The sequence below is a fragment of the Anaerocolumna aminovalerica genome, assembly GCF_900115365.1.
Lineage (GTDB): Bacteria > Bacillota > Clostridia > Lachnospirales > Lachnospiraceae > Anaerocolumna > Anaerocolumna aminovalerica.
In genome coordinates this window covers 12,996-32,986 of the sequence record NZ_FOWD01000025.1, presented here as the reverse complement: position 1 = coordinate 32,986, position 19,991 = coordinate 12,996, and the positions used below count along the sequence as shown (strand labels likewise).

Genomic DNA, 19,991 nt, shown 5'->3' with positions numbered 1-19,991 from the left:
GGCAATGAGGTTAGAGGCCGTAGCATAAGGGGATAAACTTGCCTATGGGCAAGTGGAATATCCGCTTTGACTATTGATTATTCTTTGTTATGAGCAAGAACCTCTCTCAAATCATTGATCAACTTAGTAATACGCTCATTTTCCATCTTCATGCTTACTTGGTTAACTACCATTCTGGCTGATAATGGACATATTTCCTCAAGTACTTCCAATCCATTCTCCCGTAAAGTAGAACCGGTTTCTACAATATCTACAATAACCTCAGCAAGCCCCACAATAGGAGCCAATTCTATAGAACCGTTTAACTTAATAATTTCCACCGTCTGATGTTTTTTATTATAAAAATAATCCTTTGCAATATTAGGATATTTAGTTGCAACACGGATTATTTCTCCATTCTCAAGTAATTTTTTTGCTTCTTTAGGACCCGCCACACACATTCTGCATTTTCCGATTCCTAAATCAATTACCTCGTATAATTTTCTTCCTTCCTCCAATATGGTATCTTTACCTACAACACCAATATCAGCGGCTCCATATTCCACATAGGTGGGTACATCATTGGCTTTGGACAGGAATATTTTAATTTTTTGTTCTTCATTTGTAAAAATAAGCTTTCGGGATTTCGGGTCCTTCATTTCTTCACAGGTATAGCCTATTTTCTCTAATATTTCCAAAGTTTTATTTGCCATCCTGCCTTTTGCAAGTGCAAAGGTTAAATATCTCATATGGGGGTTCTCCAATCTCCTACTATGATATTCTTATCTTTTTTCTGTCTAATAAAAATATTTGGGTCTTATTAATAAGTTATGGCAATGAATTTGTCCGCAGACAAATTCATCAACAATATACTACATAGTAAGTTTTTTTATTTATAGCTGCATTACTATTTTAAAAAATCTTCAAATTTTGCCTCTTGAATTTCTCCGCTGTAAGAGTTAATTACTTTAATTATCGACCCTGTTTCAAAATACAAAATACCGCCTATTCCGTTTCTTTTTGCATAAGCAATATAATCCTCTAATGTATAATCTGTTCTTTCACGTAACAATTCAATATTCATACCTTCATTTCTAAAATGGCTGGCAAGTACAATGGCATGTTCACGTACTATTGTTTTATAAAGAATTAAAGTATTTTCAATAGACTTTTCCAAACCTTTCTTTTGTCTGGATAGTGCAAGCATTAACTGATCCACATAAAATGCCAGACCAATTGCAGGTGCTTGTTTTCCAAACTGTCCAACCAGATTATCATAACGTCCTCCAGCGGCTATTGGTTCACCGGTACCATAAGTATAAGCCCTGAATATAATGCCGGTATAGTAATTGTATTTACTTAACATTCCCAAATCAAAGGATACGTATTTTTCTAATTTATAAATGGCCAATATGGAATATAAATCTTCCAAACGTTTAATTGCTTGTAATGCCCTTTCATTTTGAGTTAGAGATTTTACATAGGTGAATTTATCTAAACTTCCGAATAATTCCGGAAGATTTAAGAAAATAGTTTTTAAATCAGAGGATATTTCCTTATTTGATATAATTTCTTCCACACCAAACAGATTCTTATTCTCAATAAGTATTCTAAACTGGTTCTCTTCTTCTTCATCAAACCCTGCCTCTTCAACTAAGCCCCTGAAGAAGTCAGCATCTCCTATTTCAACTTGAAATTCTTTAAGACCTGCCTGCAATAAACACTCAATTGTCAGTGCAAGCATCTGTGCATCTGCATCAATAGAACTATCATTGATTAATTCCGCACCTAACTGGGTAAATTCCTTTAACTTTCCCTGATAACTGCTGTTATTAATAAAAGTACTTCCCATATAACATAAACGTATTGGCAGCTCTTCATTCTTATAATATTTTGCTGCACATCTGGCTATGGAAGGAGTAATATCCGGACGCAAAACCAAAGTATTTCCCTCTTTATCAAAGAACTTATACATATCCTTATCTGCTACCGTACCCCGTTCTTTATTAAATATATCAAAAAACTCAAAGGTAGGGGTTTGAATGTCCTTAAATCCATGGAGTTTCATAACCTGATGGAGCTGGTTCTGAAGATGTAATTTATTTTCACATTCTCCATTGTATATATCTCTTACACCTTCTGGTGTATGCAATAATTTATTTATCATATTTATAACCATACTCCTTTCAAAGTCTGGAGACTTTGCAGGTAACACAAATCTCCTGTTGTAAATAAACTTCTTTTAACCTTGCCTCATTACCTCACTACTATTAGTACATCCGAAGTTTTGTATCGATGATTAGCAGATACAAAACTTTTGAAGTTGAAAGATGAGATTAATCATCCCATAATTAACAAAAGCATTTTGTTAACTCACTTCTTTTTTACTTCATTATAGTAACGTGATAATTCGCTACCATGACAATTTAAATTATTATAGTATAGAGTCTTAGGTATGTCAACTAATCAAATTCATATAATTACGGTTATGTATAATTTTCTCCTAAATTATTCACGGTTTTCTATGTCTTTTGCTAAATTCTCAAGGTAGTGGACAAATACATGATTGATACATTCTATTTGATTCTCCGGATTTAGTTCATCAAAACGGAAACTTTTTCTCCCTCCCTGTTCAGCCCTTTGCCAAAATTCCAAAAGATTTTTAAAGGGCAGATAATAATAATAATCTTTCTTCGAATAATAAATCAACAGGAAAGCAATGCCTCCCTGTTCTTCAAATTCTTTCATAAAATTCACTTGATGTTCATGAATGTTCTGTAATGCAAATGTATCTACGGCACACTCTTTTGCATCAAAACAGACAGGAACTCCCTGAACGGCTCCAATATAATCTACCGTACTTTTTTCTTCAAAATATGCTAAAGTAATATGCCTGTTCTCTTTATCTATATTAATTGGAGTAATAGGCGTAGGAATCTTTTGAATCAATGCTAATTTCTTTTCTCTGTATTTTACATTAGTTAGATTGATTAATTCTTCCAGTGATGACCCCCTAAGGCCTCTGGAGTTCCATAACGGCATACTTAATCCTCCTTTATCAGGGTGTGTCTGAAACTCATTGCCCTAGTCTGAAGGCTCCACTTTACAGTATATTTGCTTCAGCTTCAGTTGCCATAACCACACCGCTTCTAATTGAAATAACTCTCACACAAAGTGTAGTAAACATCTAGAACAAATTGTTTTACGCACCCTAGGTAAACAATTGTTTTTCTATTTTTTGAAATAACTCCGGTTCTCTAGCAGTTAATTCCATATGGCTTAAATGCTGAAATTCCTCAGTCATTTTTGGGAAAATAATTTGGTAAGAATGTAAAAGCTGATGTCCTAATCCAAATTCTTTTCTAAACCATTTATTCACGTTCCCGCTACCATACTTGGAATCGCCTATAACAGGATGTCCCATACTGCTTAGATGAGCACGTATCTGATGGGTTTTCCCTGTTATTAATTTTACTCTTAATAGGGTATAATCCTGGTTGTATTTAAGAGGTTCATATTCCGTTTGAATGAAGTCGCTATCTTCCGTCTTCTCTTTACTTACCGTAACCTGATTAGTTTTAACATCTTTTTTCAGGTATCCCGATACCTGTCCTGTTCTTTCCATCTTTCCTTTTACAATACACAAATAATATTTATGAAGAGACCGGTCTCTGAATAACCTGGACATGGTTTGAAGTCCAATTAAACTTTTTCCAGTAACCACTAACCCGCTGGTATTACGGTCTAATCGGTTACAGATTGAAGGCTTAAAGGTTTGTAACTCTTCATTGGTAATTTGGCCGGAAGTTAACAAATAAGAAATTACCTGTTCCACCAAAGAAATATCCTCCGGCACTGATTTTTGTGATAATAATCCAGCCGGTTTATTTACCACTAATATATTGCTATCTTCATAAACTATGTCAAATTCACGTTCTACTACTGTAGTTGCAGTCTGTTCACTAAACTTTTCTATAGTTTCATCGGATAAAAAGAATTTTATTTCATCATTAATCTGGGTTATTTCTGAGCCTTCCGCTTTTTTACCGTTTAGCGTTATGTTTTTCTTACGAAGCATTTTATAAATAAAACTTTTTGGTGCTTTATTCAGCTGCTTCATTAAAAGCTTATCTAAGCGCTGTCCGGCTTCATTTCTCTCTACTTTTAATATCTTCATAGGTTAACCTTTCACCATTTCTGTCTCTTATCCCACAACATACTAATTATCTAATTCCAAATTAAATTTATAAACTTGATTCTCCTTTACACTAATCTCCATTAGAAACCTTCTAAAAAACTTCGGAAAAGCTTTCTTATATGGCATTTCCAAAGTTTTTATAAGGTTTCTTATTGGAAGTCAGTATTGCTAAAATACCGGAAGTTCAAAAAAAGAATTAATATAATAGTCTGCCGCTTCTTTCTTAACATCAGTATCTTTTGCAGAATATGCATCATAAACTGCACATACTTTTGCCCCGGCATTCTTTCCAGCCATAACTCCCGGTAGTACATCTTCAAATACCAGACATTGTTCCGGTTTGACACCTAAGTCTTTTGCAACCAATAAATAAATATCCGGTGAAGGTTTACCTTTTTCTACTTCACAGGAAGTCCGAATGGACCCAAAGTAAGATTCTAATCCTAATTGCTGAACAATTAAATTAACAAGTTCTCTGGAGTTACTGGTTGCAATACCTGCCTTTATATTATTCTCTTTTAAATACTGTAATAGTTCTAAGGCTCCCTCTTTCAATGGAACTTGATTAGTATATCTATGCCAGGCCATTTTATTCCATTCTTCTTTAATTTGTTCTAAGGATTCCATTAGCTGAAAGCGGCTTTTAAAATATTCTGCTGTTTCTGAAAAACTCATTCCTTCAATACTTTCTTGTAAGCCCTCTGGATATTCAATTCCATATTTATTTAAGAATTGAATATCAATATCTTTCCACATCCACATAGAATCTACCAAAGTGCCATCTAAATCAAATAAAACTGCTTTAATATTATTAAACATTTATACACCTTTTCTATTTTTATTTTATTATGTTACCATAAATTTATCATATTGTATCCGGCTTACAAACCGGGAAACTTTTGCTTCATCTGCCATAGTCAGCTGTTCTTAAGGGAATTAACTTCTTCCTGTGTAAGTTTTCTATATTCTCCCGGAACAAGGGTTTCATCTAATTTCAAACTACCCATGCTTAGACGTTTTAGGTATATAACTTCTTTTCCTATAGCAAGAAACATTCGTTTTACCTGATGAAATTTACCTTCGTAGATAGTTAATTCAATATCTGATATTTCATCTGACTTTATAATATTCAAAGTTGAAGGTAAAGTTGTAAATTCATCATTGATTTTTATTCCCTTTTCAAATAACTGAACATCCTCCTCGGTCACGTAGCCTTTTACTTTGGCATAATATACTTTTGCAACGTGCTTTCTGGGAGAAAGAAGTTGGTGGGATAGTTCTCCATCATTTGTAATGAGTAATAAACCTTCCGTATCTTTATCCAGGCGACCCACAGGAAAAATATCTTTATTATCAGCTTCTTTAATCAATTCTACAACTGTAGTACACAGGTTGTCCGTAGTTGCGGATACTACTCCCGCCGGTTTATTTAACATATAATAGACGAACTCTTCATACTGCAATATACTATTGTCAAATAGTACTTGTGTATCGGTAGTGCTTATTTTTAGATCCGGTTCTTTTACAACTTGTCCATCTACTTGAACACGCCCTTTTCTGATATAAGTTTTTACTTCACTTCTTGATCCAACACCCATATCTGTAAGATATTTATCCAAACGAACTGTATTGCCCATTCACCTGTATCCTTTCAATTTACTTCATTACATCCATCTCCAACCAGGAAGATATTTATTTTTCAAAGTTTGTCCGGTAAGTTTACCCCATCCGAGAGGATATCCATCAACACATATAAGCTGCCAACCATCTTTATAATCTCCGGACACTTCTATAGTTTCACATTTTAAATATTTTATGGTGTCAGGATCCTCTGCCGATAAGTTAATGGTTTGATTATACTCACTGATTTTAAGTGAACTTGCCAAAGCCTGACTTGGCTCAAAACGGTTCTTCTTCATCTCACCAAGGAATAACCCAGGCCTCATAATTCTTAAACCTTTTATTGCAGGAAGTTCTTTTGGATATAAATACAACTTGTCCTCACGGATGTCAATTTGCTTGGGATCCCATTCTATATTTAAATGGCTCATAAATTCATCTGCTTCCCCTGATAAGCTTCCATGATTTATTTTACCGATGGAAGAATCTTTTTCCTGTGAAGAATACTTTTCTAGAAGAGTAATAAAATGCCCTTCTCCATGAATCTTATGAGGCCATAAACGTATACAGTTCTTTAATTCTTCAGTGCCATCCACCCATTCTGGCTTTCCATATGAAAACCCTTCGTAGGATACTTTTTCTTTATTCGTCTTATGTTCTATTGGATTCAAAACATGAAATTCGGGACAATTTTCTAATAAATACTTAATAGTTCCTTCGTTCTCCTCTGGTGAAAAGGTACAGGTGGAGTAAAGCATCTTTCCGCCGGGTCTTAACATTTTTGCTGCAAAAAGTATAATCTCTTTTTGTAATTTATTGTAATAATCTACGCCGTACTGTTCCCAGTTTTTCATAATGGAAGGACTCTTCCGGAACATCCCTTCTCCGGAACAAGGTGCATCTACTAATATTTTATCAAAGTAACCTTCAAAATAATTAGCTAATTTGGCAGGTGTTTCACTGACAATGACTGCATTAGGGACACCAAATAATTCAATATTCTTAAGCAAAGCTTTCGCCCTTGAATTACTGATATCATTGGCTACCAAAAGGCCTTCTCCTTTTAGTTTTGCAGCTAGTTCCGTACTTTTCCCTCCCGGGGCAGCGCATAAGTCCAATACTTTATCACCCGGTTCTATAGGAAGTAAATTGGCCGGTGTCATAGCGCTGGGTTCCTGAATATAATATAAGCCAGCATGATAATAGGGATGTCTTGCTGGTTGCTCATTTCCGCTATAATAATAACCGTTCTCAATCCAAGGTATCCTTGTGATTTTAAAAGGACAAATATTTTCAAATTCTTCTGGTGTTATTTTTAATGTATTCACACGAAGTCCGCTGTAATGTTTCTGATCATAAGAATGAAGAAAATATGTATATTCATCCTTTAGCAGGTTCTTCATACGCTCTTCAAAAAGCTTAGGTAATATCATAAAGTCTCCTTAATTCTGTTAGCTGTTTTTTACTATCCTTAACACAAATTCAGCAAAGCTGAAATTGCGTTAAGAATGATAACCTGTATTACATTTATCTTAAACTCTGAGCCCGGTATCCTTCTGATATCACGTCCAGTTCCTTACTAAAACGTTCCAGTTGTTCTAAATCCCCGGTCTCATAAATTTTATAAAATTCATCTTGAATCTTAAGAACTTCCCTCTTATTTGCTACTTTATATAGATTTTGTATATTGGTCAATATATCCGAAACGGTATTTGCTTTTATCTTAAATGAATTTTGCGCATCCATAATTTCACCGCGGATCTGTGACATTTCGGCATCCAATGCGATTATGGCATCTGCTGCACGTGAAAGTCTGTTTCGGATATGTTCCGGCATATTATGTTTGTATTTATACTGAAGGGAATGTTCAATGGTTGCCCAAAAGTTCATGGCTAAGGTGCGGATCTGAATCTCTGCTTGAATTTGCTTGGTACCTGTTAGAGTTTGAACATTGTAATAGATTATCAAATGATAACTTCTGTATCCACTGGATTTCATATGGGCAATGTAGTCTTTTTCACTTTTTACAGTCATATCCGTTCTTTTTTTAATGATTTCCACTACTTTGTTTATATCTTCTACAAATTGGCAGATAATTCGAATTCCTGCGATATCTTCAATTTCTTCTTCCATATTGTCTAAGGCAATATTTTTTTTCTGTGCTTTTTCTAAAATACTTGATATGGTTTTCACTCTTCCATTTACTTGTTCAATTGGTGAATAATCACCCATTTTCCGATATTCATCAATAATGTGATTGAACTTAACTACCAATTCATCAACTGCTAAAACATAGGGATCTAATATTTCTCTCCATAACTGAATTTCCATACAATTTCTCTCCTGTCCCCATTTATTTTTTCTGCCGAAGTTTTCTGTCTTTTTCTTCGTACAAAATCTTATGAATGAATTCTGCTATATAAATTAAGAATCCATTACCCTGTTTATTATATCATGAGCATAACGTGTTCATGATCTTTGTACTACGCTCAGAATTTGCAAGCTTGCTTGCAAATTCTTCACTCCGTTTGTATTATATCATGAACATAAAGCTGTTCATGATCTTGGCACTCCAATCGATAATTACAAGTAAACTTGTAATTATCTCACTCCGTTTGTATTATATCATGAACATAAAAGCTGTTCATGATCTTGGCACTCCAATCGATAATTACAAGTAAACTTGTAATTATCTCACTCCGTTTGTATTATATCATATTACTATTATTTTGTGGAAATTTTTTTACAAATGCTTTCTTACTATTATCAGAATGATTTTAAGAAACTATTACAATTTCTTTTATTGTGACTGTAAATATAAAAGAATATAGTAAGGATTTACACTGAGTTCTCCAGCTGGGGTATCTATGTATATTCCCAAATGCAGGTGTACTGCAAACATACCCGTTGTTCCCTCTGGACCATAACCGCTGTCCCCCATTAATCCAAGTAATTGGCCTGCTTTTATTTCATCTCCTTCTTCTATCCCCTCAGCATAGGAATCCAGATGGGCATAATAAAAGTAAGCACCTGAAGAAGAACGTATCCCTATCCGATAACCGCCCTTTTCCAGCCACCCTATTTTTTCTACTACTCCATCCGTTATACTGATTATGGGATATAGACCGGTAACATTATATTCTGGAATCAAATCCGTACCTTCGTGTTTTCTGGCTCCTCCATAATTCCTGTCAGCATACCAGGAATCCTCAAAGGTTACATAAGGTTCACCGTTTTCTTTTAAAGGAACAGGGAAATACTTTATATCATTAAGTATTTCATAATAATATTTCTTTAGCTCCTGATAGGTCTTATTTTCGCTTACTTGAAGAACCAGTTTCTTTATATCCCTTTTTTTCATATTCTTTTTTCCCGATAGCTCATAGTCATTTATTAACATAGATATAGTTAAGTCCTCTAATTTATCAGTGTCTTTTTTCACTTTTTTTATCCGGGAAGCAGGCAGCTTCATTTTACGAAATTCTTCATATTGAATACTTGTACTATTTATACGGTTGACATACATATGCAAGCCAATTTGATTCAGCAAATGACCAACATATAGCATAGTAATAAATAAAAGAAAACTAAAGAAATAAAAGTATTTCTTTTCTTCCGGTATATTAAATTTTCTCATATGCACCTTCTTCAAAATTGGCTTTCTTTTTATTATATGTGCATAGTAATTAGATATGACCTTATACTTGTTCCGATTATAAAACCTCTGAAAAAACATATCAAAAAAGCTTTTTAGTAAGTTTTTAAAAGAGATCAGCGTTATGAATGTATACTAATTTAATATTTGAATTAAAACGGCATGAAAAAAGGACTTGCTTATAATGTTTGTATAGCAAGTCCTAGGTTTTATTCTTCTACACTGCCGAATATAAATTCATGAAGTACTTTTATATTTGCATCCAAATCTGGTATTAAAACAGCCATCTTTCTGGCATAACCTTCCTCAAATGTATTATCCGCCGGTATACGAATATCCTCAATTTCTGTTAAGCCCATGTTTACAGCTGCTTTCAAATAAGTATCAAATTCTTTCAATGTTATATCTGTTGATATCAACGGCAATATATCATAAAGCATTAAGGATAATTCCGGTAAACTTTTTGATTTATATTTATCAAATATTGCATTTAGTAAAACACGTTGTCTTGAAGTTCTTCCATAATCATCCCTTTGATGATCTTTTGTTGATACATAACGCACACGGCAATATCCCAAAGCCTGGTTACCGTTTAATGTTTGTAATCCCGGTACTACTTTTCGAAATTGGGGTTTTGAAATATAGTTAGTGGTATTTAAATAACGTGCCTCTGCCTCTGTTAATGTGATGTCAACCCCACCAAGTTTATCTATAAGGGATTCAAAATCATCAAATCCTACTCTTACATAGCCATCCAGTTTTATATCAAAGTTTATTTCTATTGTTTCATATAATAGAGGGATTCCTCCTATTGCATAGGCTGCATTCAATTTATTATCTTTATTGCCAGGAATCTGAACCAATAAATCTCTCATTAAAGAAGTTAATTTTAATTTCTTATCCTTGGTATTCATGGTCGCAATAATCACCATGTCAGTACGTCCGCGACTACCTCCTGAATCAATGGCTTCTTCCCCTAATAATAATACATTAATGACACCCTCTTCCTGCCTCGGGCCATCCTCAATATGTCTTGTATCCCATGAAACCGGTGTATCCGTAATCTGATTCTTTAGTGCATCCTCTTCCACATCATCTATCACGGTTTGCTGTATGGTTTCAGCCCCATTATCATATTTCATACGACTATATGCAATACCTACTGCTGTATTCCACAGAAAATTTCTACCACCAGGGGTAACAATTAGTAAAATAAAAATAAGCAGAAAAGTTCCAAGGGTTCCTCCCGCTATTTTAGCCCATAAGGGTATCTTTCGCTTTTGTTTCACATCATCTCTTGTGTCACCCATTTCTTTCTGTACCTGCTCACCAATGGATGCACTTATATCACTTAAGATTTGTTCTTCTTCCTGGGCTAAAGCAAGTTCTTCGTCTAAGGGTACATTCTCATCTACTGCTTCATCTATCCACTTAGTTAAATCAAAATCTTCCTCTATATTTGACTCTTCTGTATTAACATCATCCTCTTTACATTTACCACAACTATCTTCTTGTTCACTGCAGCATTCATTTTTATTCATTCTAATAACCATGCTCCTTCCAAAGCCATTGAAAGAATGAAATTCTTTCAAACTTAGCTCCCATGATTTGATATAATTCAGTATTTATAAGGTATTCCAAATACTGGCATGAAATATTATAGCATAATATTAACTTTGTGTAAAATAATTTTAAAATTCTTTTCATACTTTTTAGGAACTCCGAAATCCATGGAATTCCTAAAATATTATGCTAATAACAGACTAATAGGATATGGCACCTGATTTATCAAAAGTTACGCCATATGATATGTCTGTCATATACTTATAAAATTGTTGAATTTCTTTTGTATCTTCTATTATGAAAGTGGTTCCGTTCTCTGCTTTTGCAGGTAAAAGTTCTGTTTTAACAGAATCCCCTTTTTGTAAAGTCACCTTAAGCAAAGCCGTTTGTGGAATATTACTGTAAAACATAAAGTTGCCTAAACTATAAATAATTGGCTTGCCTTTATAATATTCCATGCCTTGCAGTACATGTGGATGGCTTCCCACAACCAGATCTGCACCTGCATCTATGTATTGTTTCGCCATTTTACGCTGATATTCTTCCGGGTGATTCTTCTTTTCAATACCCCAATGGACATATACAATAACATAATCGCTTTGTAATTTGGCAGTTTCAATTTCTGCTATCAGTGCAGTGGGATCATAAGTAGTAAATAACCCAGGTTTGTTCTCTCCTGCATTCCATTCAGTAACCGGAATCACCCGTGAAGCCCCTAATATGGCAACGGTTTTTTCACCAACATCAAAATATTTGGTCTCCCGTGCTTCTTTTAAATTGTTTCCTGCACCAACATATGGTATCTTAGCATCTTGTAACGTGCTAAAGGTATCCAGCAAAGCTTCAGTACCATAATCTAATACATGATTATTGCCTAAAGTTACCACATTAATCATCATATCCGAAAAAATCTGCACATATTGTGGATCAATCCGGAAAGTAAACTGCTTATCCTTAGCCTTTGAACCCCTTTTACTGAACGGAAATTCTTCATTTGCCATTACAATATGGGCATTATGAAATTCTTCCTGAATATTTTCTGAAAGAATTCCATCCAAGCCCTTCTTGTTATATTGATTTAAAATAAAATCAGAAAAATAGATATCTCCCGTAAACAGCATTACGATTTCATCTGTATTTTTATCACCGGAATTATTATCATCTTCATAGGGATTCTCCTTTACAGAATCCCTGCCTTCCTCTTTCGTCTCATCACTATTATTCTCTTCAGATGCAGTATTGGTATCCTTGTCTGGGTCTTTAATTGCGGTTTCCTTATTATCACTATTGTTCAAGTCCTTTTCCACATAAGAGTCTTCCCTGGCTTTATCCGAAATCTTAACATAAGAATAAGCGATTAATTCACCAATAATGCCTACTGTTAATATGCAAATAATAATCACTATGGTTCGTAACCTAGCGTGGAATTTCTTTTTACTCATACTATTTTAATCCTTCAATGACCTTTTCCAGGTATTTATAAACACGAACAGCAGAAGATATACTTAGTTTTTCCTTTGGCGTATGGATGTCATACATATCCGGTCCCAAGGAAACAATATCGATATCCTGAATTTTTTCGGCAAAGAAACTGCACTCTAAGCCAGCATGAATGGCTTCTAACTTTGGTTCATATCCATACTGTTCTACAAAGACTTTAAATAAATGGTCTCTTAATTTGGAATCTTTCTTATATTCCCAAGCTGGATATTGTCCTCTTACATAGAACTCTCCCCCTAAGAATCCAGCCATGTAATTAAGCCTGCTGGCTAAATACTGCTTATAACTATTTACAGAACTACGAACAGAGAAGCAGAATACAGCCTTATCTGCATCCACATGGAAAATTCCTAAATTCAAAGAACTTTCTACTAAGCCTGGAATGTTAGAACTCATAACCTGTACTCCATTTGGGGTATGCACAAGCATAAACAGCACTTTTTCAAAGGAAGTAGGATGAAGGCATTCAAAAGTTCCTTCAGAAAGATTCTGAACATGAATTGCTAAATAAGGTTCGCTGGACTTTAATTCATTCTTATATTTAAATGAAATATCCTCTATTGCCTTTGTAAAGTCCTCTAAATCTTCCGGGTTAATGCAAATCTCAGCAAAGCTGTCTCTTGGAATGGCATTATCTTTTTGTCCGCCCTTCATTTCTATTAAACCGTATCCTACATACTCTCTTAGTTCAAAGAGTAACCTTCCCATAAGTTTAGTGGCATTGGTTCTATTCTTATGGATTTCGGCACCGGAATGTCCACCTTGCAGGTCACTGATCATAATCTTTACTTTTAATCCTTTATTGGATACACGGTTGATCGGCAATTCACAAGTACCGGTTAATCCACCAGAGGAACTGATAAGTAAAGAACCTTCATCCTCTGAGTCAACATTAATTAAATATTTACCTTTTAAAGGTGTAACGTCTAAACCAATTGCACCTTCCATTCCTACTTCTTCGTCAGTTGTAAAGATTGCTTCTATTCTTGGATGCTGTAATGTTTCATCATCTAAAAATGCAAGAGAATAAGCAAGGGCAATTCCATTGTCCGCACCTAATGTGGTACGGTCTGCATGAATATAGTCATTATCTACCAGTAGTTCAATTCCTTCTGTTAAGAAATCATGGGTACTGTCATTGGTCTTCTCACATACCATATCCATATGTCCTTGAATCATAACAACAGGAGCATTCTCATAACCTTTAGAAGCTTCTTTAATAATCACCACATTTTCATATTCATCCTGAATGTATTCCAGGCCTCTTTCCTTTGCAAACTCAGCCAGATAATTACTTATAGCAGTATTATTTTTAGAACCTCTTGGTATTGCTGATATTTCACTAAAATAGTGAAATATTTTTTTATAATCCAGTTCCTTTAATTTTTGATTCATAAATTTTACCTCGCTTTTTATTAAATTTCTAATCTATAACTAATTTTTAAAGCTGTGAATAGGTGCAGGAATTCTTCCTCCCCGGTTAATGAATGCATCACAGCTAAACTGATTTACCGGCATAACTGGGGCATATCCCAATAATCCGCCGAATTCCGCTCTATCTCCTACTGTTTTTCCTATTACAGGTATTAGCCTTGCTGCTGTAGTCTTTTGATTTACCATACCAATGGCCATTTCATCAGCGATAATTCCGGATATGGTAGTTGCTTTGGTATCTCCCGGTATGGCTATCATATCAAGTCCAACGGAACATACACAGGTCATTGCTTCTAATTTTTCGAGAGTAAGGGCTCCTGCACTTACAGCATTGATCATACCCTGATCTTCACTGACAGGTATAAATGCACCGCTTAAGCCGCCAACATAAGAAGAAGCCATAACACCGCCTTTTTTAACCTGGTCATTTAATAATGCCAATGCTGCCGTAGTTCCCGGAGCTCCTGCATATTCTAAGCCCATTTCTTCAAAGATCTCAGCAATACTGTCTCCAACTGCAGGAGTAGGTGCCAAGGATAAATCAATAATACCAAATGGTATATTCATTCTTTTAGATGCTTCCTGTGCCACCAGTTGTCCCACTCTGGTTATTTTGAATGCAGTTTTCTTTATGGTTTCACAAAGAGTTTCAAAATCAGCACCTCGAATTTCTTGTAAAGCAGTCTTTACAACTCCTGGTCCGCTGACACCAACATTAATTATAGCATCCGCTTCTGTTACACCATGAAAGGCACCGGCCATAAAGGGATTATCATCAGGAGCGTTGCAAAATACTACTAATTTGGCACAGCCTAAGGAATCTCTCTCCTTTGTTCTTTCTGCCGTTTCTAATATAATTTCACCAAGTAATTTTACTGCATCCATGTTAATACCCGTTTTTGTTGAGCCTACGTTAACAGAACTGCAAACTCTCTCAGTAATTGCTAAAGCCTGGGGAATGGAACGAATTAAATTTTCATCACTTTCTGTCATTCCTTTGGATACAAGAGCAGAATAGCCGCCGATAAAATTAACACCTACGGTTTGTGCCGCTCTGTCTAAAGTTTCCGCTATTTTAACGTAATCTTCCGGGCATTTGCAGGAAGAAGCCCCAATCAAAGCAATGGGGGTCACAGAAATTCTTTTATTTACAATGGGAATACCGTACTCTCTTTCAATGGATTTACCTGTTGCAACCAAATTTTTTGCAACCGTTGTAATCTTATCATAAATTTTTCTATTTAATTCGTCCAGATTATTATCCGCACAGTCTAGCAGACTTATACCCAAAGTAATGGTTCTAACGTCCAGATTCTCCTGTTCAATCATTTTATTGGTTTCATAGACTTCATTAATATTGATCATCCTAATACGCACCTTTCAACTATTCAATCTTTTATATTACAAAAAAGCACCACTTCTTATAGGCGGTGCATTTTATTAAAGATATCCTCATGCTGTGTCTTAATAATGACACCAATTTCTTCACCGATTTGTTCTAATTCTGTCGCAAGCTGTTCAAAATTCTTAGGTGAATTGTTACTGTCCACAATCATCATCATATTAAAATATCCTTGTACTATGGTCTGTGAAATATCCAGAATATTAACCCTGTTATTTGCTAAATAAGTACAGATATTTGCAATGATACCAACTTTGTCTTTTCCTACTACGGTTATTATTGTCTTTTTCATTCTGACTCCATTCTGCATACAATATGTCTGCTTAATACTCATATGTTTAATACTAATTTTCGTAGAAATGTAGAACGCATTATCAAAGCTTTTGCCCCGATTTTTCATACAATTCTTTAACGAATATTATCTTTTTAAGTAGTGGATAACATCTCAGAGGCTGTATCTCTTTTTGCTACACTAAGTATTTTTCCAGAAGTTCTGTCATCCATATGTTGATTTAATTCCACCCTGACAGTTTCATAAGCCAATTCTTCATAATTGTTTTCTTTACTTAAATGAGCTAGTGTAATATGTTTTAGTTTATCATGTAAGAGTTTGCAAAGTAATTTTGCAGAATAGTCATTGGACAAATGACCTCTGTCTCCTAATATTCTTTGCTTTAAATAGTATGGATATCCCCCTACCATTAACATATTTATATCATGATTTGCTTCTAATAAAAGAATCTCAGAGCCGGATAATTTAGAAATAATATAATCATCGTATTTTCCTAAATCCGTTGCCATTCCTACCTTATGGCCATCTGATTGAAATGTATAGCATACGGGATTGGAAGCATCATGGGATGTAGAAAAAGGTTCTACTGTAATATCGTTAATCTGAAACGACTCATCGGGAACCACATAATGTAATAAATCCTCTGCTATACGTCCTATGCTCTTCATTCGCAGTATTGCGTTAATAGTTTCTGCAGTTCCATATATAGGTGTATTATACCTTCTGGCAAGAACCCCTATACCCATAATATGATCTGCATGTTCATGAGTTATTAAGATTCCTTGAATATCCTCCGGATGAACATCAATGCTATTTAGTCCATTCTCTATCTTTTTGCCGCTAATACCTGCATCTACCAGTAATTTTGTATTTTTACTGCCAACAAAGGTACAATTCCCACTGCTGCCGCTAGATATACTGCATAAATTCATAAGTACCTCCTAAGCATTTTATAATTTCAAAGTATTACCCATTCCAAAGATTTTGTCAATACTTTTCCTTAATATTTCTTAGAAACTGCAAAAGCAGCTATATTCTAAGATTTCCAATATAATTCAACTACATCTCCATCCTTTAAGGGTGAAGTAAACTCTGCCGGTTCTCCATTAATGGTTGTAATTAGTTTAGAACCTCCTAAAGTAGATAAATTAAAAGGATAAAAATCAAATATGTCAACAAATATGTAATTTTTCTTTTTAGATAATTTTACACTTTCCCCATTGACTATTATATACATGTCTCTGATTCCTGAGCTGGGTTCTGTTTGTAGATTATGTATATTATTGTTACTATTTCCCATTGACTCTGCCGGAATATCTTTTATACACTGGGCAGCAGGATTCATTTCTTCCTGAGAAGAAGCGTATTCTTCTTCGAAGGCATCCTCCGGCAATTCATATTCTATAGAAAAATTCTCATATATTTTATCCTCTAAAGAAGCAGTCATGTTATTTACAAGAATCGTTTCCTTATATTCTAAATCCATAAATTCAAGGATTTGCTCCAAGGTATAATAATTCAATATTTCAATCTCATCATTGTCCTGAATGTTATAAAAACCAGATACCAGCTTCTTGTTGGCCAACACAAATTTAGGGCATTGAATGGTTTTCCCGTTAAATATAATGGAAATAGTTCCGCTGTACTCCGGAAGCTGGCTTACCATATAAACAGCATCACTGCCTTTGGTAGATTCAATAATTTCGATTCTATCGTTTAATTCAATTGGATGGCTAAGACCTACGACTTCACCATTTCGTTTAACTACAGATGCCTCTCCCAGTTCCCCACGTACCATACGTTTTGTTCCATTGATGGTATAGTGAATGGTTTTTCCTCTCCGTGGGAATAGCTTTTCATTAGGAAAACCTACTTGTAAAGCCGCATCTACAATGGTTAATTTATTGTTATCGTATAATTTAATACGTTCACCATTGACATTTACAAAGATAAAATTATTCTTTTGGTCATAGAAATTCAAGCAAATACCAATAGGCGTTACCAATAATGGATCTTTCTTAATCTTTTCTTGTAGGAAAGTAATTTCCTGCAATACTTCTTCTCCCCGTAATGCCACTCGTTCATAAGACAGTCCTAGGTACTCTGCCAAACTGCCGGCAAAACCCGTTATTTTACCGCCGCCTCCAACTACAAATACAGCACTTACAGGTTTTCCGCCATTTAATTCAATGATTTTATCTGCAATGGATTTAGTGATTTTACGAATGGTATCATCAATGGATTCTAAAACCTCCTGAGAAGTGATCTTATGCTTAATTCCCATAATATCCTTAAAGGTAATATTCTTTTTTCTAAGACACGCTGTTTTCATAGCCTCTGCTTCATTAAATACCACTAAGTATTTCTGAACAATTGCTTCGGTTATTTCATCTCCTGCATAAGGAATCATGCCATATGCAGTAATACTTCCATCCTTTGTAATAGAAATATCAGAGGTTCCTGCACCTACATCCACTAAAGCAATATTTAATAACCGGAATTTATCAGGAATCGCAATATTAATTGCTGCGATGGGCTCTAAAGTTAAATTGGCCACCTGTAAATCTGCCTTCTCAACTGCAGCATATAATCCATCCACCACTTCATCCGGCAGGAAAGTTGCAATTAATTCCGTTGATATTTTATTGGCTTTATGCCCTTCTAGTTTCAGAATGGTGTAATCATTCAAATAATAACGTATTACAGAATAGCCAACACAGTAATAATGTATATGATCGGATTCTAATTCAGCACGAATGGTATCATATGCTTTTTCCACACCAATTAAATCCAAAGAATGAATATGCTCTTCATTTACAACTGTTTCACTTGGGAATTCATAATCTGCCTTAACAGCCACGGTTTTTAGAATTCTGCCTGCAGCTGCAATGCATACATCCGTTAATTTTCTGCCTACCTGTTGTTCTAACTGTATTTTAACTGCTCTGATAACATCAGCCACCTTAGTAATGTCATGAATCTGACCGTCAATCATGGCTCTTGTCTCATGTTCTTTCATATATTGTGCAACAACTACAAAGTTATTATTATTCTCTCTATATCCAACTGTTCCTACCACGCTTCTAGTACCGATATCTAAACCAAATACTAAATGCTCCGGATATCTTTTGTATTCCATACGGAAGCCCCCATATCATTCATATTGCGTCTATTGTACCATAATATGACTTATTTCACTAGCATTAGTTTATTTGCCTGGTATATTTTTTAGAATTTGTGCAATCTGCTCAGCAACTTTTTCTCTGGAAAGATTGTTATCAATTATATGGGTACTGATCTTTCTATACTCATTTTCTTTAATTTGATTATAAAAAATAGTATCAATTTTTTCGTTAGTATAATTTCTGGATTTTTGCAGTCTTTCCCTTCTAATATTTTCTGATGCATGAATATACCAAATCTCATCACAGAAGTTACTAAGCCCTGCTTCTTTAGGAAGTGCTGTTTCCACACATATAAGTGCCACCTTTTCTTTCCGCTTTTCTTCAATTATATCTATCACATGCTTCATTACATAGGGGTGGGATAAGCTATTTAATAATAATAATTTTTCTGGGTTATTATAAACAATTGCACCTAGCTTCTTCCTGTTTATATTTCCCTCTTGATCCAGAATACCAGAGCCAAAGTTTTCTACAATCAGGTTATAAGATATGTTACCCTTTTCCATTAATATATGAGCAATATGGTCTGTACTTATAACGAAAGCATTATAGGTATCTTTCAATATGTTTAAAATAGTAGATTTACCGCTGCCTATTCCTCCTGTAATGCCTATGACTTTCATCTATGTAATATCCTCCTTTTTAGAAGTCATACAAGGTAATTCTTGCATAAAAATTTCCTTATATGTTCTTGATATTCTCTGCCATATCCATCAATTCTAAGAATTTTTCCGTATCTCCTCCGGCATCTGGATGGTATTTCTTAATTAACTCCCGAAAACGCTTTTTCACACAAATGCTGTCAGCATTATATGGTAATCCCAGATAGGCTAACAGCTTAGGGTCTTGTGCTTCATAAACGGAAATACCTTTCCCCTTGTATATTTCATAGTATACATGAAACCAATATTCTTCTATGACATCTTTTATGGCGTCTTTATCCATTCTTTCCAAATCACAGATGGAATAACGGGCTTTTGATTTTTGCAGGTTATTCTCCTTTAAATCAAAGAACGTATTCCATACAAGTGAATTGCATTTACTCTGTACCGCTAAAGGATTCTTCTTAATAAAATCATAGGAATAACCATAACGATTCACTAATTCCATTACTTTTAGTTCTCGAATGGTGCGCTTAATATTATTTTTCATAGAAACACTTC

At 34.7% G+C, this 19,991-nt stretch carries 18 protein-coding genes; all 18 read right to left on the bottom strand.

Annotation, left to right across the window (positions count from 1 at the left end; translation table 11 throughout):
• Positions 1-77: 77 nt before the first annotated feature.
• The 18 genes from hisG to BM183_RS13640 all read right to left on the bottom strand — a co-directional run bounded on the left by hisG (position 78) and on the right by BM183_RS13640 (position 19,980).
• Positions 78-728: an ATP phosphoribosyltransferase gene (hisG, locus tag BM183_RS13725; RefSeq protein WP_091687443.1), complete on the bottom strand. Its 651-nt coding sequence runs from the start codon at positions 726-728 to the stop codon at positions 78-80.
• 158 nt (positions 729-886) lie between these two features.
• Positions 887-2,146: an ATP phosphoribosyltransferase regulatory subunit gene (gene hisZ, locus BM183_RS13720; RefSeq protein WP_091687468.1), complete on the bottom strand. Its 1,260-nt coding sequence runs from the start codon at positions 2,144-2,146 to the stop codon at positions 887-889.
• 341 nt (positions 2,147-2,487) lie between these two features.
• Complete coding sequence (locus tag BM183_RS13715) at positions 2,488-3,021, bottom strand: Holliday junction resolvase RecU (RefSeq protein WP_091687442.1); 534 nt, start codon at positions 3,019-3,021, stop codon at positions 2,488-2,490.
• Positions 3,022-3,190: 169 nt separating this feature from the next.
• On the bottom strand, positions 3,191-4,156 hold the full coding sequence (locus BM183_RS13710) for an RluA family pseudouridine synthase (protein WP_091687441.1): 966 nt from the start codon (positions 4,154-4,156) through the stop codon (positions 3,191-3,193).
• A gap of 189 nt (positions 4,157-4,345) precedes the next feature.
• Positions 4,346-4,996, bottom strand: a complete 651-nt coding sequence (locus BM183_RS13705; RefSeq protein WP_091687440.1) for an HAD family hydrolase — start codon at positions 4,994-4,996, stop codon at positions 4,346-4,348.
• Between the two features lie 98 nt (positions 4,997-5,094).
• Entirely contained in the window at positions 5,095-5,814 is a 720-nt protein-coding gene (locus BM183_RS13700) for a pseudouridine synthase (RefSeq protein WP_091687439.1), read from the bottom strand.
• 27 nt (positions 5,815-5,841) lie between these two features.
• Entirely contained in the window at positions 5,842-7,230 is a 1,389-nt protein-coding gene (locus BM183_RS13695; protein WP_091687438.1) for an RsmF rRNA methyltransferase first C-terminal domain-containing protein, read from the bottom strand.
• A gap of 94 nt (positions 7,231-7,324) precedes the next feature.
• Positions 7,325-8,128, bottom strand: a complete 804-nt coding sequence (locus tag BM183_RS13690; protein ID WP_091687437.1) for a GTP pyrophosphokinase — start codon at positions 8,126-8,128, stop codon at positions 7,325-7,327.
• Positions 8,129-8,597: 469 nt separating this feature from the next.
• On the bottom strand, positions 8,598-9,434 hold the full coding sequence (locus tag BM183_RS13685; RefSeq protein WP_242960997.1) for a M23 family metallopeptidase: 837 nt from the start codon (positions 9,432-9,434) through the stop codon (positions 8,598-8,600).
• A gap of 227 nt (positions 9,435-9,661) precedes the next feature.
• Entirely contained in the window at positions 9,662-10,993 is a 1,332-nt protein-coding gene (locus BM183_RS13680) for an LCP family protein (RefSeq protein WP_170848014.1), read from the bottom strand.
• A gap of 222 nt (positions 10,994-11,215) precedes the next feature.
• Positions 11,216-12,457, bottom strand: a complete 1,242-nt coding sequence (locus BM183_RS13675; RefSeq protein ID WP_091687435.1) for a CapA family protein — start codon at positions 12,455-12,457, stop codon at positions 11,216-11,218.
• Position 12,458: 1 nt separating this feature from the next.
• Positions 12,459-13,910, bottom strand: coding sequence for an aminoacyl-histidine dipeptidase (locus BM183_RS13670; RefSeq protein WP_091687434.1), 1,452 nt, complete (start codon positions 13,908-13,910; stop codon positions 12,459-12,461).
• Positions 13,911-13,949: 39 nt separating this feature from the next.
• Positions 13,950-15,314, bottom strand: a complete 1,365-nt coding sequence (locus BM183_RS13665; RefSeq protein WP_091687433.1) for a PFL family protein — start codon at positions 15,312-15,314, stop codon at positions 13,950-13,952.
• 56 nt (positions 15,315-15,370) lie between these two features.
• Positions 15,371-15,643 (bottom strand): ACT domain-containing protein, encoded by a 273-nt coding sequence (locus BM183_RS13660; protein WP_091687432.1) that lies wholly within the window; start codon positions 15,641-15,643, stop codon positions 15,371-15,373.
• A 134-nt stretch (positions 15,644-15,777) separates the two neighbouring features.
• Positions 15,778-16,575, bottom strand: coding sequence for an MBL fold metallo-hydrolase (locus tag BM183_RS13655; protein ID WP_091687431.1), 798 nt, complete (start codon positions 16,573-16,575; stop codon positions 15,778-15,780).
• A 104-nt stretch (positions 16,576-16,679) separates the two neighbouring features.
• A complete protein-coding gene (locus tag BM183_RS13650; protein WP_091687430.1) occupies positions 16,680-18,782 on the bottom strand; it encodes a cell division protein FtsA in 2,103 nt (700 codons plus the stop codon).
• 69 nt (positions 18,783-18,851) lie between these two features.
• Entirely contained in the window at positions 18,852-19,451 is a 600-nt protein-coding gene (coaE, locus tag BM183_RS13645) for a dephospho-CoA kinase (protein WP_091687429.1), read from the bottom strand.
• Positions 19,452-19,509: 58 nt separating this feature from the next.
• Positions 19,510-19,980: a J domain-containing protein gene (locus tag BM183_RS13640; protein ID WP_091687428.1), complete on the bottom strand. Its 471-nt coding sequence runs from the start codon at positions 19,978-19,980 to the stop codon at positions 19,510-19,512.
• Between the last annotated feature and the right edge of the window lie 11 nt (positions 19,981-19,991).

What these genes read in the sequence shown, in the direction of transcription:
- BM183_RS13695 (WP_091687438.1), bottom strand. Translation starts at nt 7,230, where the DNA reads ATGATATTACCTAAGCTTTTTGAAGAGCGTATGAAGAACCTGCTAAAG.
- BM183_RS13690 (WP_091687437.1), bottom strand. Translation starts at nt 8,128, where the DNA reads ATGGAAATTCAGTTATGGAGAGAAATATTAGATCCCTATGTTTTAGCA.
- hisZ (WP_091687468.1), bottom strand. Translation starts at nt 2,146, where the DNA reads ATGATAAATAAATTATTGCATACACCAGAAGGTGTAAGAGATATATAC.
- coaE (WP_091687429.1), bottom strand. Translation starts at nt 19,451, where the DNA reads ATGAAAGTCATAGGCATTACAGGAGGAATAGGCAGCGGTAAATCTACT.
- BM183_RS13665 (WP_091687433.1), bottom strand. Translation starts at nt 15,314, where the DNA reads ATGATCAATATTAATGAAGTCTATGAAACCAATAAAATGATTGAACAG.
- BM183_RS13670 (WP_091687434.1), bottom strand. Translation starts at nt 13,910, where the DNA reads ATGAATCAAAAATTAAAGGAACTGGATTATAAAAAAATATTTCACTAT.
- BM183_RS13715 (WP_091687442.1), bottom strand. Translation starts at nt 3,021, where the DNA reads ATGCCGTTATGGAACTCCAGAGGCCTTAGGGGGTCATCACTGGAAGAA.
- BM183_RS13660 (WP_091687432.1), bottom strand. Translation starts at nt 15,643, where the DNA reads ATGAAAAAGACAATAATAACCGTAGTAGGAAAAGACAAAGTTGGTATC.
- BM183_RS13655 (WP_091687431.1), bottom strand. Translation starts at nt 16,575, where the DNA reads ATGAATTTATGCAGTATATCTAGCGGCAGCAGTGGGAATTGTACCTTT.
- BM183_RS13675 (WP_091687435.1), bottom strand. Translation starts at nt 12,457, where the DNA reads ATGAGTAAAAAGAAATTCCACGCTAGGTTACGAACCATAGTGATTATT.
- BM183_RS13685 (WP_242960997.1), bottom strand. Translation starts at nt 9,434, where the DNA reads ATGAGAAAATTTAATATACCGGAAGAAAAGAAATACTTTTATTTCTTT.
- BM183_RS13680 (WP_170848014.1), bottom strand. Translation starts at nt 10,993, where the DNA reads ATGAATAAAAATGAATGCTGCAGTGAACAAGAAGATAGTTGTGGTAAA.
- hisG (WP_091687443.1), bottom strand. Translation starts at nt 728, where the DNA reads ATGAGATATTTAACCTTTGCACTTGCAAAAGGCAGGATGGCAAATAAA.
- BM183_RS13640 (WP_091687428.1), bottom strand. Translation starts at nt 19,980, where the DNA reads ATGAAAAATAATATTAAGCGCACCATTCGAGAACTAAAAGTAATGGAA.
- BM183_RS13650 (WP_091687430.1), bottom strand. Translation starts at nt 18,782, where the DNA reads ATGGAATACAAAAGATATCCGGAGCATTTAGTATTTGGTTTAGATATC.
- BM183_RS13700 (WP_091687439.1), bottom strand. Translation starts at nt 5,814, where the DNA reads ATGGGCAATACAGTTCGTTTGGATAAATATCTTACAGATATGGGTGTT.
- BM183_RS13705 (WP_091687440.1), bottom strand. Translation starts at nt 4,996, where the DNA reads ATGTTTAATAATATTAAAGCAGTTTTATTTGATTTAGATGGCACTTTG.
- BM183_RS13710 (WP_091687441.1), bottom strand. Translation starts at nt 4,156, where the DNA reads ATGAAGATATTAAAAGTAGAGAGAAATGAAGCCGGACAGCGCTTAGAT.